This is a genomic window from Streptomyces acidiscabies (assembly GCF_020010905.1).
GTDB classification, from domain to species: Bacteria; Actinomycetota; Actinomycetes; order Streptomycetales; family Streptomycetaceae; genus Streptomyces; species Streptomyces acidiscabies.
The window spans coordinates 2,882,397-2,898,027 of the sequence record NZ_JAGJBY010000001.1 but is presented as its reverse complement, the minus strand read 5'-3'; the positions used below and the strand labels follow the sequence as shown (position 1 = coordinate 2,898,027).

Sequence of the window (15,631 nt, the reverse complement as noted above, 5' to 3'; positions counted from 1 at the left end):
TCTCGCAGACCCGGTTCCGGGGCCGTCCGCGCGTATCAATGGCTGATACAGAACCTCCCCGTCACGCAACGTGGCAATGAATTCGGACAGGTTGGGAACTTTCGAAGATCGATGTCACGTTCAGTGTTCAAAGCCTCACGGAGCGGGCAGAACAGGTGCGAGGAGAACAGATGTACGAGGAAGGAGGGGCAGTGGTGATCGAGGGGGCCGGAGCGCAGGTCAGGGACCTCCCGGGAGACCTGACGGCGGTCGAGGCGGGACTGTGGCAGGCGTTCCGGGACGGCGGGGTGTACGACCTGAGCTGCGGCAACCCGGAGGTGGACGACCCGCACGGCGGCCACCCCTGGGGCGAGGGGCGGACGGTGCGGGCCAGGGTGGTGGCCTGGCTCCTGCTGGACGGCCCGCCGGCGCTGACGGGCCGGGTGTCGTCGCTGAAGCTGGTCGGCGTCCGCATCAGCGGCACGCTGGACCTGTCCGGCGGCCGGGTCCTGCCGTACGTGGAACTGCGCGGCTGCCGGTTCGACCGGGAGGTGCTGCTCCCGGAGGCCCGGTTCACGACGCTGCGCCTCGTGGACTGCGCGGTCCCCCGCCTGGAGGCGGCCCGGGTGCACACGGAAGGGGACCTGCACCTCCCGCGCAGCCGCTTCCCCGAGGGCATCCGCCTGACCGACGCGCACATAGGGACGGACCTGCTGCTCAGCCAGGCGGTGGTGCACCGCGACCGCAGCGGGCGCTCCGTCGTCGCCGACGGGATGACGGTCGGCCAGGACGTCCAGGCGGACCTCCTGGAGTCCTACGGCGAGCTGAGCCTGCGCGGCGCCAAGGTCGGGGTGTCGCTGAGCCTGCGCGGAGCGCGCCTCGCCGACCCGCTGGGCCGGTTCGCGCTCAACGCCCCGCAGCTCACCGTCGAGCGCTCGCTGTACCTGACACCGGCGGCGGCAGGCGGTCCGCAGACGACCGGGGTGACACCCGCGCGGGGCATCCGCGTCCAGCGCTTCGAGTGCCGGGGCGGCCTGCGGCTGGACGACGGGCGGTTCGGGGACGCCGTGGACCTCCAGTCCGCGCGCTTCACCCTCACGGACGACCAGGAGCTGTCCCTGCGCCGGGTGCACGCGTCGGAGCTGCGCTTCCTCGGCCAGCGCCCGGCGCACGGCACGGTCGCCCTGTCGGGCGCGCGGGTCGTCAACCTGATCGACCGCGCGACGGCCTGGCCGGGCCCCGGCCGCCTGCACATGGCCGGGTTCACGTACGACAACCTGATCCCGGTCGGCCCGTTCCCGCTGGCCGCGCGCCTGGAGTGGGTCGCTGCGGCGACCGCGGAGTACGCGCCGGAGCCGTACGAGCGCCTCGCGGGGGTCCTGCGGGCGGGCGGGGAGGACGAGGACGCGCGCGAGGTCCTGCTCGCCAAGCAGCGCAGACGCCGCGAGACGCTCCCGCCGGGCGCGAAGTTCTGGGGGTACGCGCAGGACTGGACGGTCGCCTACGGGTACCGGCCGGGCCGGGCAGCGGTGTGGATGGGGGTGCTGTGGGCGGCGGGGTCGGTCGCCTTCGGCCACGCCCCGCACCACCCCACGGGCGGGAGCAGCCCGTCCTGGGACCCGGTCCTGTTCGCCCTGGACCTCCTCCTGCCGGTGATCGACCTCGGGCAGGCCGGGCAGTGGCGGCTCGACGGGGCCTGGCAGTGGGCGGCGGCCGTGATGATCCTGCTGGGCTGGATCCTGGCGACGACGGTGGCGGCGGGCGCGACCCGGCTGCTGCGGAGGGACTGAAACATGCGCGCCGCAACCCCCACGGAACCCGCACGCAGGGCGGCCCCACAGCCACGGAAACCGCACGCTGTGCCCGTAGCGTGGCGACTGAACGGTAACCTTTTACCTTCCCTTGACCTCTGGGCGTACAACTTTCCATGGGTTGCGCTTTACCTCTGGCGCGTCGCCGACCAGCGTTTTTCAATGGTCGACACCATGGCTCTGCTGCCCCCGTTCATCCGCCCGGCCCGCGCGCCGAAAGCCCCGAAGGCCGCGCCGCCCCTCGCCGTCACCGGACTGCCGGCCGACGACGAGATGCTGCTCGACGTCCCCGACGACCTCCTCGGCCCCGCGCTGGTCGCGGCCGGGCGCGGCGAGCACAGACCGGCGGCCGGACTCCTCGCGCGCACCCGTGTACGGCGCGACTGGGAGGCCCGCGACCGGTACGTCAAGCGCCTCGCGGCGTTCGCGCAGGCGCGGCCCGATTGGTTCGAGGTGTGGCGGGCTAGCGCGCCCCGCGATCCGGACGTCCTGCTGGTCGCCGCCCAGCTCGCGGTCGGCCGCGCCTGGCGCTCCCCCGCGCGCGAGGAGCTGCTGCGCGAGGTGAGCCCGCTGATCACGGCGGCGGCGCAGGCCTGGGACCGCGACCCGGTGCCGTGGCGCATCGCCCTCGACCACGCGCGCGGGGCGCACGCCGGGCACAAGTACTTCGGCGAGCTGTGGGAGGCGGCCGTCCGCCGCTCGCCCCACCACTTCGGGTGCCACGTGTCCGCGCTGCGCTACCTGGGCGCCTCCTGGCACGGCTCGCACGTCGAGGGCTTCGACTTCGCCGACCGCGCCGCGCAGGACGCCCCCGCCGACTCCCTCGTGCAGTCGCTGCCGGCGCTCGTCGCGTTCTCGTACCTGACCGACGGCTGCGGACCCCACGTGGCGCGCGAGCGGCTCCACTCGGCGGCCGACCGGGCGATCGTCCTGTCGGCCCGGCTCGGTCCCGGCGACTCGCGCGCGGCCGAGATCCGCAACGGCCTCGTCTACGTCCTGGACCGGCTCGGGCGGCGCGAGGACGCGCTCGTCCAACTGCGGCTGGTGGGCCCGTACGTCACCTCGTTCCCCTGGAACCGCTTCTCCGACGACCCCCTCGGCCACTTCCTCGCCGCCCGCGAGGACCTCCTCCACGGCCGCCCGGTCCACCCGTGGAGCGGCCACGACGGACATCCGACCGGCGCGGAGCATTAGGCTTCCGCACCGTGACCACCGTCCGTCTGCCGCTCTTCCCCCTGAACTCGGTGCTGTTCCCCGGGCTCGTGCTGCCGCTGAACGTCTTCGAGGAGCGCTATCGCGCGATGATGCGCTCCCTGCTCAAGACACCGGAGGACGAGCCGCGCCGGTTCGCCGTCGTCGCCATCCGCGACGGCCACGAGGTCGCGCCCGCGGACCGGGGCATGCCCGACCCGACCGCACAGCTGCGGCGCGGACCCCTCGCCGGGTTCGGCCCCGACCCGCTCAAGGCGTTCCACTCCGTGGGGTGCATCGCCGACGCGGCGACCGTCCGGGAGCGGGGCGACGGCACGTTCGAGGTACTGGCGACCGGTACGACCCGGGTGCGGCTGCTGTCCGTCGACGCGTCGGGGCCGTACCTCACAGCCGAGGTGGAGGAGCTGTCCGAGGAGCGCGGCGAGGAGGCGCAGGCGCTCGCCGAAGTCGTCCTGCGGGCCTTCCGCCAGTACCAGAAACGGCTCGCCGGCGCCCGGGAGCTGTCCGTCCTCTCCGGTGACCTCCCCGACGAGCCCGGCGTCGTGTCGTACCTCGTCGCCGCGACGATGATGCTCGACACGCCGACCAAGCAACGGCTCCTCCAGGCACCGGACTTCGCGTCCCGGCTGCGGGACGAGCTGAAGCTCCTGCGCGCCGAGACGGCGATCCTGCGCGGCCTGCCCTCCCTGCCCGCGTCCGACCTGACGCGCGGCCCCACGAGCCTGAACTGAGGACCCCGGTGGCGAAGAAGCCGAAGAAACAGGCCGGTGGAACGCCGGCGACCGTCGCGCTGACGGCGGCGGGGGTGCCGTACACGGTCCACTCCTACGACCACGACCCCGCGCACCCCTCGTACGGCGAGGAGGCCGCCGAGGCGATGGGGGTGTCGCCGGAGCGGGTGTTCAAGACGCTGGTGGCGGACGTCGACGGGGCTCTGACCGTCGCGGTGGTCCCGGTGGCCGGAACCCTCGACCTGAAGGCGCTGGCGACGGCCGTGGGCGGCAAGAAGGCGGCCATGGCGGACCCGGCCCTGGCCGAACGCACCACGGGGTACGTCCGGGGCGGCATCTCCCCCCTGGGCCAGCGCAAGCGACTCCCGACGGTGCTGGACGCCTCGGCCGACGCCCACGCCACCATCTGCGTCTCCGCCGGCCGCCGGGGCCTGGAGGTCGAACTCTCCCCCGGCGACCTCGCCAACCTCACCGAAGCGGTCCTGGCCCCCATCGGACGTACGTGACCCCTCGACGCGCCGCCCCCTCTCCGTTAAGCAGAGAAGGCATGTCGAAACGCACACGGAAACGAAAGTGGCGCACCAAGAAACGACGCGCGAACCACGGGAGGCGCCCGGCATAGGGCTCACGGCGCGGGCGGGGATCCTCGCGCCCGCGCCGGGTGTGTCGCGGCGCGGGCCGTGGGAGACAAAAAACAGCGACCCCCACCCGAACGCCCCCTACACCGGCGGCGACAGATACGGGTATTCGTACACTTCCGGATCCCGCGGCCCGAACAACGCCGTCAGCCCCAGATGCACCAGCAGCCCCCCGATGGACCACACCATCAACGCCCCCTCGGCCCCCAGCTTCAGCGGCGCCGAGAACGTCACCCCCTTGCCCGCGCTCTTCGCGTGGGCGATGACGTCGGAGCTCGGCCCGAGCCAGGTGCCCAGCTTCCACGCGACGACCGAGGCCAGCACGCCCCCGACGGTCAGCCCGACGACGAGCGGGATGCCACCCCGCCGGCGCCACAGGAAGACCCCGACCGCGCTGAGCGCCCCGCAGGCCAGCGCGAGCAGCGTGAACGTTCCGTCGACGCCGATGGCCTGTTCGCCCTCGGAGTCCTTGAGGTAGACGACCCAGCTCCCGTCGGACTGGTCCCCCACGAGCGGCACACGCGGCGCCAGCCAGAGCCACAGCAGCCCCAGCACGACGCCCAGCACGGTCACCCCCACGGCGACCAGCGCCCCGTCCCGGAGATCGGCCAGCAGTTCGGCCCGGTCCTTCACGCCCACCACCTCCCCGTACCCCTCCGGAGGCGGCGGAGGCCAGTCCCCCCGCGGGGACGGTTCGTGCGGCGGCGTAGGCGGAGTCAACGGAGCGGTCACCCTGCCATCGTGCCAGGCCCGCCTGAGCCCCGCCCCACCGGAGCCCGGTCCGAGCCGCACGGCACCGGGAACCCCCTGGCAAAGGCCCGCAGAACCGCACCACCCCGGCACCCCTCGACCTCACCGAACCGCAGCCCTCCGATAAGCCCAGGTAGCCACCGCCAACGACACGACCCCCACCCCCGCGCACACCGCAAGATCCCCCAGCACGTACCCCCAGTCGGGCCGCGCGGCGAACGTCCGCGCCATCGCCTCCACCCCGTACGTCGACGGCAGCAGATCCCGGGCGAACCGCACCACCTCCGGCATCCGGTCCGGCGGCAGCACCCCCAACAACAGCGCGGCGGACATCCCCAACTGCCCCATCACGGTCGCCAGTTCAGGCCGAGGCGCCAACAGACCCAGCGCCGCCCCCAGCCCGGACAACGCGGCCCCCGCCAGAGGAATCACGGCGAGCAGGATCCAGAGATGGGTCAGCGGCAGCCCGAAGAGCACGCACCCGAAAACAGCCGTGATCACCGTCCCCGGCACGGTGAACGACGCGTACGCCCCGGCGGCCCCCAGCACGACAGCGGCGGGCGGCACAGGAAGCGTCGCGTAGTGATCGAGCCCCCCGCTGGCCCGCAACTGCCCGAAGTACTGCGCGAGAAGGTTCAGCGCGACGAAGGCGACGACGAGGACGGCGGACCCGGCGACGACGGCCTCGGCCTCGCTCCCCCCGTCGACGACCCCCCGCATCATGATGAGAATCCCGACGGACTGGAACGTCGCGACGAAGAGCAGCGGAATCCGGGCCACCCGCGCACGCGAGAGCTGCGCGCGGTAGACGGCGGCGAGGGACGGCCACAGCCGGGCGCGCGGCCCGAGCTCGGCGGGCTCGCGCTTCCCCGGCTCGGCCCCCCGCACACTCCCCGGCAGAACCCCGGCGGGTACGACACTCACGTGGCGCTGCTCCTCTTCTCCGGGGCCCCGACCCCGTCCCGTACGGATCCGGCGCCCGAAAAACTCATCCCGTCACACAGGACGCCAAAAGGGCCCTTCATGCCTTCACCAACCCCTGCCGGAAATTCCCCCCGAGCGCGAGGTACACGTCCTCAAGGCTCGGCGTGGCCAGCGTGAAATCGTCGAGCGCGGCGAACGCAGCCCCGCCGGTCACGGTCGACACGACGGCCCGCGCCTCCTCCGGCGCGAGCCGCAGCGTCCACCGCCGCCCCGACTCGACCGCCCGCTCCCGCAGCGCCGCCACCTCGGGAACGTCCAGCGGCGCCTTCTCCCGCCACACGAGATCGACCCGCACCTCCCCGGCGACCTGCTCCTTCAGCCCGGTCGGCGTGTCGCAGGCGATGACGCGCCCCCGGTCGAGGACGGCGACCCGGTCGAGGACGGTCTCCGCCTCGATGACGTTGTGCGTGACGAGCAGCACGGTCGTCCCCCGCTCGGCCCGCCGCCGGTCGACGGCGGACCAGACGGCGCGCCGGGCGACGGGATCCATGCCGGTGGTGGGTTCGTCGAGGACGAGCAGCCGCCGCTCCCCCACGAGCGCGGTGGCGAAACAGGCGAGCCGCCGCTGCCCCCCGGACAGCTTGCGCAACGGCCGCCCGGCCAGCGCCGTGAGCCCCAGCTCGTCGAGGACCGCGTCCCGCTCGGCGCGCGCCGCGTGCACGTCGAGCCCGCGCAGCCGCGCGGTGGTCTCGGCGGCGAGGGAGACGGTGAGTTCGTCGAGCGCGGTGGACTCCTGTCCGAGGTACGCGAGGAGCCGCGACGCCCGTTCGGGATGGCGCACGATGTCGTGCCCGAGGATCTCGACGCTGCCGGAGTCGGGCCGCATCAGCCCGGTGAGCTGCCGTACGAGGGTGGACTTCCCGGCGCCGTTGGGCCCGAGCAGTCCGAAGATCTCACCGCGCCGGATGTCGAGGCTCACGTCGTCCGTGGCCCGCACCTCGGGCGTCCCGGGAGCGCCGCGTCTGCCGCGCACCGCCCGGTAGGTCTTGGTCAGCCCGCGCACGGCACACACGACGTCCTCGGTGTGCCGGACTGCCGGTGTCGCGCGCGTACTCACAAGGGGAGAGCGTACGGGGTCGGCGGGCCCCTCCCTTGTCCGGGTCGTCGCTCAGTCGGCGGCCGGCTGGTGCTCGACGCCGGTCCTGGCGTCGATCTCACGCCAGAATCCGGCCCGGATCGCGTACCGGTCGTGCTCGTCGATCTGGTCGTCCTTGTGCGCGAGGAGCCCGAAGCGGGCGGCGTAGCGCAGCAGCTCGCCGTCGATGCGGTGGGGGACGCGGGGATACATTCCGGACAGTTTCGGGAGGTGACTCTGGTCACCGAGACGGGCGATCCAGCGCCGCGCGAACACCTGCCCGACCTCGTACGGGTCGCCGCCGACGGTCGTGATGTCCTCCTCGCGGTCCGCCCAGCGCTGTTCGGCGGTGGTGAGCTGCGCGAGCGTCGGCATCGCGGCGGCCTCGGGGGCTTCGGCGGCGGGCCGGTCGACCCAGCCCTTGTCGGAGGACCAGCGCAGGGTCGCGGCCGGGGCGGGAAGCGGCTTCTCGCCGGAGGCGCGCAGGGCGGCGAGGTCCTTCGGGGTGGGGATGCCCTTGTGTGCGGAGGCGCGCTCCGAGATGCCGTTGCCGTCGGCCGACGCGTGCTCGTGCGGCTCGGGCTCGGGGGGACGCGGCGCGTCCGGCAGGGGTGCGCCGAGGATCGCCGCGATCTCCGGGCGCGGCACGGGCTGCGGCGCGCACACCCCGCCGTGCTCCTTCGCGCGGACGGCCTTCGTGATCCACGTCCGGTCGAGCACCCGCCGCTCGTCCGCCTCCGCGACGAGGTCCTCCGACTGGTTGTAGTCCCCGTCGGCGGCCTGGACGGCCCACAGGTGTACGGCGACGCCGTGCTCCTTCGCGGCCATCATCCCCGGCAGCAGATCGCCGTCGCCGGTCACCAGCACGACGTCCGAACAGGCGCGGTTGCGGGCCAGCTCGGTCAGCTCGGCGTGCATCGCCGCGTCGACGCCCTTCTGCGCCCAGCGTCCGTCGCTGCGGGTCAGCGCGCCGAGCCGGACGGTGACCCGGGGCATCACGCGCAGCCTGCGGTGCTCGGGCTGGGGGACGCGGTCGGGGGCGCCGTCGAACCAGTAGATCCGCAGCAGCGGCCGTTCCGTGTCGGACTCCGCCTGTTCTCGCAGGCCCTGTACGAGCGCACTGTGGTCGACGCTGATACGGGAGCGCGAGGGATCGCCGGCGAGGAGACTGGCGGCGGCCCCCAGCAGATACCCGGCGTCCACCAGGACGATGCAGCGGTCCACGCGACTCACCCTCTTCCCGGGAGTTGTGCTTCGGGCTTCCTTGGAGTCTGCCCGACCTCGCGGGGGTTAACGGCCGGAACTCGATCTTCGGCGTGGCGTTTGGGGACATTGCCCCCTCCGCCCCCTTGGTCACACAGGGCAATGATCCGAAATGCGGCTTATCTCCAGCCGTGTGAGTCTGAACCAGGCCCTAGCCCCTAACCATCCCAGGAGGCAGATCCCCATGGCCAAGAACAAGAAACAGAACCGCGCCCAGGCATCCCAGTCGTCCCAGGCGGAACGAGGCCAGCAGCAGGCCGACCAGACCGCGATGCAGGCCGAAGCGAAACGAGCCACCACGGCAAGCCCGATGGACATGGCCCGCAAACACCGCGAACGCCGCTTCGGCCACAACTGAGGCGACACCTGAAGCAACGCCTGCGGCACGCAAGAGGCAGTAGCGCGATGAGGGGCGCACCCCGTTCGGGATGCGCCCCTCATCTACGTCATCACTACCTCACCCGGCCAGGCACGCCGGTCCCAGCAGCACCTTCAGGTCACCGAACAACGCCGGGTCCGGCTTCACCCGGTGTCGGTCCAACCGCAGGATCGTCGTCTTCGTCGGCCCCTGCAACCGGATCCGCACCTCGCTGTCCCCCCGATGATGCGTGAGGATCTCGTTCAGCCGGCTCACCATCGGCGGCGTCACCCGGGTCGCCGGGATCGTCAGGATCACCGGCGCGTTGGTCCCCGCGTTGGACAGGTCCGGCACGGCCAGCTCCATCGCGACGAGCCGCGGCACGTCCTCCCGCTTGTCGAGGCGGCCCTTGACGAACACGACCGCGTCCTCGACGAGCTGCGTGGAGATCAGCTGGTACGTCGCCGGGAAGAACATGCACTCGATGGACCCGGCGAGATCCTCGACCGTCGCGATGGCCCACGCGTTGCCCTGCTTGGTCATCTTCCGCTGGAGCCCGGAGATGATCCCCCCGATGGTCACGACGGCCCCGTCCGCGTGCTCACCCCCCGTGAGCTGCGAGATCCCGGCGTCGGCCTTGTCGGACAGCACGTGCTCAAGCCCGAACAGGGGATGGTCGGAGACGTACAGCCCGAGCATCTCCCGCTCCTGCGCGAGCAGATACGTCTTCTCCCACTCGTCGGTGGTGAACTCGACGTCCAGCCCGAACCCGGGCTCGTCGCTGTCCTCCTCCCCCATCCCCCCGAACAGGTCGAACTGCCCCTCGGCCTCCTTGCGCTTCACCGCGACCACGTAGTCGATCATCGTGTCGAAGTGCGCGGTGAGCCCCTTGCGCGTGTGCCCGAGGGAGTCGAACGCCCCGGCCTTGATCAGCGACTCGGTGGTCCGCTTGTTGCAGGCGACGGCCTCGACCTTGTCGAGGTAGTCGGGGAAGGACCCGTACTTCCCCTTGGCCTTGCGGCTGCGGATGATCGACTCGACGACGTTCGTGCCGACGTTGCGGACCGCTTCGAGCCCGAAGAGGATCACATCGTCGCCCTGCGCGGCGAAGTTGTGCACCGACTCGTTGACGTCCGGCGGCAGCACCTTGATGCCCATGCGCCGGCATTCGTTGAGGTAGACGGCCGACTTGTCCTTGTCGTCCTTGACGGAGGTCAGCAGCCCGGCCATGTACTCGGCGGGGTAGTTGGCCTTGAGGTAGGCGGTCCAGTAGGAGACGAGCCCGTACGCGGCGGAGTGCGCCTTGTTGAACGCGTACCCGGCGAACGGCACCAGCACGTCCCACAGCGCCTGGATCGCCTCGTCGCTGTAGCCGTTCTTCTTCGCGCCCGCCTGGAAGATCGTGAAGTTCTTCGCCAGTTCTTCGGGCTTCTTCTTGCCCATCACGCGGCGCAGGATGTCGGCCTCGCCGAGCGAGTACCCGGCGATGATCTGCGCGGCCTTCTGCACCTGCTCCTGGTAGACGATCAGGCCGTAGGTGACGGCGAGGACCTCTTCGAGGGGCTCTTCGAGCTCCTTGTGGATCGGGGTGATCTCCTGGAGCTTGTTCTTGCGCAGCGCGTAGTTCGTGTGCGAGTCCATGCCCATCGGGCCGGGACGGTAGAGCGCGGAGACGGCGGAGATGTCTTCGAAGTTGTCGGGCTTCATCAGCCGCAGCAGCGACCGCATGGGCCCGCCGTCGAACTGGAACACGCCGAGCGTGTCGCCGCGCTGGAGGAGTTCGAAGGTCTTCGGGTCGTCGAGCGGCAGGGCCAGCAGGTCGAGTTCGACGCCCTTGTTGGACTTCACCATCTTGACGGCGTCGTCCATGATCGTCAGGTTGCGCAGGCCGAGGAAGTCCATCTTCAGCAGGCCGAGCGACTCGCACTGCGGGTAGTCCCACTGGGTGATGGTCACCCCGTCGGTGTGCCGCACCCAGATCGGCGCGTGGTCGACGATGGGCTCGCTGGACATGATGACGCCGGCGGCGTGCACGCCCATCTGCCGTACGAGGCCCTCGACGCCCTTGGCGGTGTCGATGACCTTCTTGACGTCCGGCTCGTTCTCGTACATCCCCCGGATCTCGCCCGCCTCGTTGTAGCGCGGGTGGGCGGGGTTGGTGATGCCGTCGAGGTCGATGCCCTTGCCGAGGACGTCGGCGGGCATGGCCTTGGTGAGGCGGTCGCCCATCGCGTACGGGTAGCCCAGCACGCGCGCGGAGTCCTTGATGGCGTTCTTGGCCTTGATCTTGCCGTAGGTGCCGATCATGGCGACCTTGTCGGAGCCGTACTTCTCCGTCACGTACCGGATCACCTCGACGCGCCTGCGCTCGTCGAAGTCGATGTCGACATCCGGCATGGAGATGCGCTCGGGGTTGAGGAACCGCTCGAAGATCAGGCCGTGCGGGATGGGGTCGAGGTCGGTGATGCCCATGGCGTACGCGACGATCGAACCGGCCGCGGAGCCTCGGCCGGGGCCGACCGCGATGCCCTGCTTCTTGGCCCACATGATGAAGTCGGCGACGACGAGGAAGTAGCCCGGGAAGCCCATCGAGATGATGGTGTCCATCTCGTACTCGACCTGCTTCATGCGGTCGTCCGGGATGCCGCCGGGGAAACGGCGGTTCATGCCGCGCATGGTCTCCTCGCGGAACCAGGAGACCTCCGTGTACCCCTCGGGGATGTCGAACTTCGGCATGAGGTTCTTCTCGACGAACATGCCGTCCGTGTCGACCATCTCGGCGATCAGGAGGGTGTTGGCGCAGCCCTCCTGCCAGGCGTCCGAGGAGTCGATGGCGTACATCTCGTCCGTGGACTTCAGGTAGTAGCCGGTGCCGTCGAACTTGAAGCGGTCCGGGTCGGAGAGGTTCTTGCCGGTCTGGATGCACAGCAGCGCGTCGTGGGCGACCGACTCGTGCGCGTACGTGTAGTGCGAGTCGTTCGTCACCAGGGGCGGGATGCCGAGCTTCTTGCCGATCTCCAGGAGGCCGTCGCGGACCCGGTGCTCGATCTCGATGCCGTGGTCCATCAGCTCCAGGAAGTAGCGGTCCTTGCCGAAGATGTCCTGGTAGTCGGCCGCCGCCTTGAGGGCCTCGTCGTACTGGCCGAGGCGCAGCCGGGTCTGGAGCTCGCCGGAGGGGCAGCCGGTGGAGGCGACGATCCCCTCGGACCACTGGGAGATCGTCTCCTTGTCCATCCGGGGCCACTTCTGGAGCCAGCCCTCGGCGTACGCGTCCGAGGAGAGCCGGAAGAGGTTGTGCAGGCCGGTCGAGTTCACGGCCCACATCGTTTTGTGGGTGTAACCACCGGAACCGGAGACGTCGTCCCGCTTCTGGTGCGGCTGACCCCACTGGATCTTGCGCTTGTTGCGCCGGGACTCGGGCGCGACGTACGCCTCGATCCCGATGATCGGGGTGACCCCTGCTTTCTTCGCGGAGTGGAAGAAGTCGTACGCCCCGTGGAGGTTGCCGTGGTCGGACATCGCGATGTGGGTCATGCCCATCTCGTTGCACGCGTCGAACATGTCCTTGAGCCGCGCGGCACCGTCCAGCAGCGAGTACTGGGTGTGGACGTGCAGGTGCGTGAACGGCGGCTTTGACACGGCTTGGCCTCCTACAGGGAAACGGGTGACGACAGGACTGCGGAGTGGTCTGGGGGTCGGCGTGAAGTCTATGCCTCGGCACTGACACGCGAAGGTCTCCCCCGCGTACCTTCACTGGCGGGCACCAATCGAAGGACCCGTCCGTTGGAGTCGGCAGAAACACTGTCGAACACGTACGCACCAGGAGGCACCCGGCGATGTCGGTCAACCGGCTCAACGACGAGCAGCGCGGCGAGGAGATCCTCGCCGTTTTCGACACCGCGTTCGGCGAGCTCCTGGCCGCCGACCCGGCCGCGTTCCGCGTGAAGTTCCGCAAGATGGCGGCTTCCGCGTTCGCGTTCTACCGGGGGACGGCCGCTCTCTTCTACCACGACCTGGACGCAGAGAAGCATGGCGGCCCCTACCTGGACGACCGCACCGCGCGCGTATGGATCCACGGCGACCTGCACGCGGAGAACTTCGGCACGTACATGGACGCGACGGGCCGCCTGATCTTCAACGTCAACGACTTCGACGAGGCGTACGTCGGCCCCTTCACCTGGGACCTCAAGCGCTTCGCCGCCTCCATCGCCCTCATCGGGTACGCGAAGGCGCTGAGCGACGAGCAGATCGGCGAGCTGGTCGGCGTCTACGCGGGCGCGTACCGCGAGCGCATCCACGCGCTGGCGACGGGCGCGAAGAGCGACGAGGTCCCGCCGTTCACGCTGGACACCGCCGAGGGCCCGCTCCTGGACGCCCTCAGGGACGCCCGCTCGCTGACCCGCTTCAGCCTGCTGGAGTCGATGACGGAGATCCGTGACTTCGAGCGCCGCTTCGCACCGGGCGGCGGCTCCATCGAGCTGGACGCGGCGACGCGCTACAAGGTGCTGGCCGCGTTCGACGGCTACCTGGAGACCCTCCCGGACTCCTCGCTGGCCCGCCCGGACTCGTACCGCGTCAAGGACGTCGTCGGCCGCCGGGGCATCGGCATCGGGTCGGCCGGGCTGCCCTCGTACAACATCCTGCTGGAGGGGCACAGCGACGCCCTGGAGAACGACGTCGTGATCTACATCAAGCAGGCCCAGACCCCGGCCGTCTCCCGGCACATCACGGACCGCGCGATCCGGGACTACTTCCAGCACGAGGGCCACCGCACGGTCATCTCCCAGCGCGCCCTCCAGGCGCACGCGGACCCGTGGCTGGGCTGGACCGAGCTGGACGGCGCGGGCCAGCTGGTCGCCGAGGTGTCGCCGTACGCGGTGGACCTGGACTGGGGCGACATCGACGACCCCGAGGAGATCGCGGCGGTCGTCGCGGACCTCGGCCGGGCGACGGCGACGATGCACGCGGCGGCGGACGACACCTCGGGCGAGTCGCTGGTGCCGTTCTCCACGGAGCGCGCCATCGACGCGGCGCTCGCGGCCGACGAGGAGGGCCTCGCGCCGCTCCTGGTGGACTTCGCGCACACGTACGGCGCCCGCGCGCGCCAGGACCACCAGACCTTCGTCGACCTGTTCCGCAACGGCCGGATACCGGGTCTGTGACGCACGGGTCACGCACAGCCGCCCCGGGGCCTCTCACAGGCAGTTTTTAGGGGTGTCTTACGGCGGACCGTGTCACACTGCCGGTGTTATGAACATATCCGGGACCCGACTCAGAGCCGTTCGCGCGGCGCTGTTCACGGCACTCGTCGTGACGCTCAGCACCGCGTCGCACGTCCTGCTGTCCCGGGCCCCCCTGCCGCTGAACACGGTCGCGCTGATCGCGGCGGCCGTGTTCGCGCTCGCCTACCTCCTCGCGGGCCGCGAACGCGGCTACACCCGGATCGCCGCGCTGCTGGTCCCGCTGGAGCTGGCGGCCGACACGGTCTTCACGACCGGTCAGCACGTCTGCTACGGCCCGGCCGGCGGCCCGGTCACCGGCCCGCTGCGCTCGGTCGGCTGGAACGTCCTGTGCGGCGACGGCACCGCGTTCGGCACCCCCCTCGCCCGCGTCGCCCAGTCCGGCCAGGTCCCGGCGCTGCTCGCGCACGCCGACCCGGCGACGGCGTGGGGGCTGCTCGCGGCGCACGTCAGCGTCGGCCTGGTCGCCGCCGCCTGGCTGCGCCGGGGCGAGCGGGCCCTGGCCCAGCTGCTGGGGGCCGCCGCGGTGACGACGTTCCGGCCGCTGCTGCTCGCGGTGGCCGCCGTGACGCACCGGCCGCGCCCCGAGACCGGCGCCACCGGCCGCCTCCCGCGCGCGACGCGCCGTACGGCCGCCGTCCGCGACCTGCTCCTCGTCCACTCCCTGGGACGCAGGGGTCCGCCGCTCGCCGCCTGCGCCTGAAACAGGCACGCGACGCGACACCCCCCTCTTTTCACACGCTTTCAGGGAGAACACCGACATGAGCAAGCGCAACAGTCAGGCGGCGAAGAGCGCGGCGCGCGAGCGGCTGCGCGAGGAGCGCGCGCGGCAGGCGAAGAAGGACAAGGTCAAGCGGCAGGTCATCGTCGCCGCCTCGGCGCTGGCGGTGCTCGCGGCGGCCGGCGGGATCAGCTACGCGGTGATCCAGGCCAACAAGCCCGGCCACTGGGAGGCCGTGAAGGACGACACGGTCGTCGCCCCGGCCAACACGACGGGCACGGACGGCACGACCGTCGTCATCGGCAAGGACACCGCGAAGAAGACCCTCAAGATCTACGAGGACCCGCGCTGCCCGATCTGCGCCCAGTTCGAGCAAACCGTCGGGACGACCGTGAAGAAGGACATCGACGACGGGAAGTTCAAGTTCCAGTACAGCGGCGCGACCTTCATCGACAACAAGGACAACGGTGAGGGTTCCAAGAACGCGCTGAGCGCGCTCGGCGCGGCGCTGAACGTCAGCCCCGAGGCGTTCCTGGAGTACAAGACCGCGATGTACTCGACGAAGTGGCACCCGGACGAGTCGAGCGACAAGTTCAAGAAGGACAGCTACCTCATCGAGATAGCCGACACGGTCCCCGCGCTCAAGGGCAACGCGAAGTTCCAGGACGCCGTCAAGAAGGGCACGTACGACGCCTGGGCGATGGCCATGTCCAAGACGTTCGACGACAACAAGGAAGGCGTGCAGGGGACACCCGCCTTCGTCATGGACGGCAAGCAGCTCAACGACGGGAAGCCGATGCTGACGGTGGACGACTTCAACAAGGTCGTCGACGCGGCGATCAAGGGCTGAACCCCTCCTGAAGCCGACC

At 70.9% G+C, this 15,631-nt stretch carries 13 protein-coding genes; 8 read left to right on the top strand and 5 right to left on the bottom strand.

Features of this window, described 5'->3' with window-relative positions; translation table 11 throughout:
* Nucleotides 1-194 precede the first annotated feature (194 nt).
* The 4 genes from J8M50_RS13545 to ybaK all read left to right on the top strand — a co-directional run bounded on the left by J8M50_RS13545 (nt 195) and on the right by ybaK (nt 4,239).
* Complete coding sequence (locus J8M50_RS13545; protein ID WP_029184226.1) at nt 195-1,769, top strand: oxidoreductase; 1,575 nt, start codon at nt 195-197, stop codon at nt 1,767-1,769.
* A 183-nt stretch (nt 1,770-1,952) separates the two neighbouring features.
* Entirely contained in the window at nt 1,953-2,984 is a 1,032-nt protein-coding gene (locus tag J8M50_RS13540; RefSeq protein ID WP_059047740.1) for a hypothetical protein, read from the top strand.
* A gap of 11 nt (nt 2,985-2,995) precedes the next feature.
* Nucleotides 2,996-3,733: an LON peptidase substrate-binding domain-containing protein gene (locus tag J8M50_RS13535; protein ID WP_010359746.1), complete on the top strand. Its 738-nt coding sequence runs from the start codon at nt 2,996-2,998 to the stop codon at nt 3,731-3,733.
* 8 nt (nt 3,734-3,741) lie between these two features.
* Nucleotides 3,742-4,239 carry a Cys-tRNA(Pro) deacylase gene (ybaK, locus tag J8M50_RS13530; protein ID WP_010359748.1) on the top strand — a complete coding sequence of 166 codons (498 nt, stop codon included), beginning with the start codon at nt 3,742-3,744 and terminating at the stop codon, nt 4,237-4,239.
* A gap of 213 nt (nt 4,240-4,452) precedes the next feature.
* Here ybaK and J8M50_RS13525 read toward each other — a convergent pair whose 3' ends face one another.
* From J8M50_RS13525 to J8M50_RS13510, 4 genes are all read right to left on the bottom strand, one after another.
* Nucleotides 4,453-5,103, bottom strand: a complete 651-nt coding sequence (locus J8M50_RS13525) for a DUF2567 domain-containing protein (RefSeq protein WP_075662849.1) — start codon at nt 5,101-5,103, stop codon at nt 4,453-4,455.
* 120 nt (nt 5,104-5,223) lie between these two features.
* Nucleotides 5,224-6,045 carry an ABC transporter permease gene (locus tag J8M50_RS13520; protein WP_010359751.1) on the bottom strand — a complete coding sequence of 274 codons (822 nt, stop codon included), beginning with the start codon at nt 6,043-6,045 and terminating at the stop codon, nt 5,224-5,226.
* 97 nt (nt 6,046-6,142) lie between these two features.
* The gene (locus J8M50_RS13515) at nt 6,143-7,117 is read right to left on the bottom strand and encodes an ABC transporter ATP-binding protein (protein WP_029184585.1); all 975 of its coding nucleotides are present in this window, start codon (nt 7,115-7,117) and stop codon (nt 6,143-6,145) included.
* A gap of 96 nt (nt 7,118-7,213) precedes the next feature.
* Entirely contained in the window at nt 7,214-8,404 is a 1,191-nt protein-coding gene (locus J8M50_RS13510) for an NYN domain-containing protein (RefSeq protein WP_010359753.1), read from the bottom strand.
* Between the two features lie 223 nt (nt 8,405-8,627).
* On the opposite strand from J8M50_RS13510, the gene J8M50_RS13505 reads away from it, so the two are divergent.
* Nucleotides 8,628-8,801 (top strand): hypothetical protein, encoded by a 174-nt coding sequence (locus tag J8M50_RS13505; RefSeq protein WP_010359754.1) that lies wholly within the window; start codon nt 8,628-8,630, stop codon nt 8,799-8,801.
* Nucleotides 8,802-8,900: 99 nt separating this feature from the next.
* On the opposite strand, the gene dnaE is transcribed toward J8M50_RS13505, so the two are convergent.
* The gene (gene dnaE / locus J8M50_RS13500) at nt 8,901-12,440 is read right to left on the bottom strand and encodes a DNA polymerase III subunit alpha (RefSeq protein ID WP_223786208.1); all 3,540 of its coding nucleotides are present in this window, start codon (nt 12,438-12,440) and stop codon (nt 8,901-8,903) included.
* A gap of 197 nt (nt 12,441-12,637) precedes the next feature.
* On the opposite strand from dnaE, the gene J8M50_RS13495 reads away from it, so the two are divergent.
* The 3 genes from J8M50_RS13495 (at nt 12,638) to J8M50_RS13485 (ending at nt 15,612) form a co-directional block, all read left to right on the top strand.
* Nucleotides 12,638-13,963 carry a DUF2252 domain-containing protein gene (locus tag J8M50_RS13495; protein ID WP_010359756.1) on the top strand — a complete coding sequence of 442 codons (1,326 nt, stop codon included), beginning with the start codon at nt 12,638-12,640 and terminating at the stop codon, nt 13,961-13,963.
* A gap of 88 nt (nt 13,964-14,051) precedes the next feature.
* The gene (locus J8M50_RS13490; protein WP_075825242.1) at nt 14,052-14,744 is read left to right on the top strand and encodes a hypothetical protein; all 693 of its coding nucleotides are present in this window, start codon (nt 14,052-14,054) and stop codon (nt 14,742-14,744) included.
* Nucleotides 14,745-14,802: 58 nt separating this feature from the next.
* Nucleotides 14,803-15,612 (top strand): thioredoxin domain-containing protein, encoded by an 810-nt coding sequence (locus J8M50_RS13485; RefSeq protein ID WP_010350386.1) that lies wholly within the window; start codon nt 14,803-14,805, stop codon nt 15,610-15,612.
* Nucleotides 15,613-15,631: the final 19 nt, after the last annotated feature.

Excerpts from the sequence above, each read along its gene's own strand:
- J8M50_RS13540 (WP_059047740.1), top strand. The coding sequence starts at position 1,953 with ATGGTCGACACCATGGCTCTGCTGCCCCCGTTCATCCGCCCGGCCCGC.
- J8M50_RS13505 (WP_010359754.1), top strand. The coding sequence starts at position 8,628 with ATGGCCAAGAACAAGAAACAGAACCGCGCCCAGGCATCCCAGTCGTCC.
- J8M50_RS13495 (WP_010359756.1), top strand. The coding sequence starts at position 12,638 with ATGTCGGTCAACCGGCTCAACGACGAGCAGCGCGGCGAGGAGATCCTC.
- J8M50_RS13490 (WP_075825242.1), top strand. The coding sequence starts at position 14,052 with ATGAACATATCCGGGACCCGACTCAGAGCCGTTCGCGCGGCGCTGTTC.
- J8M50_RS13485 (WP_010350386.1), top strand. The coding sequence starts at position 14,803 with ATGAGCAAGCGCAACAGTCAGGCGGCGAAGAGCGCGGCGCGCGAGCGG.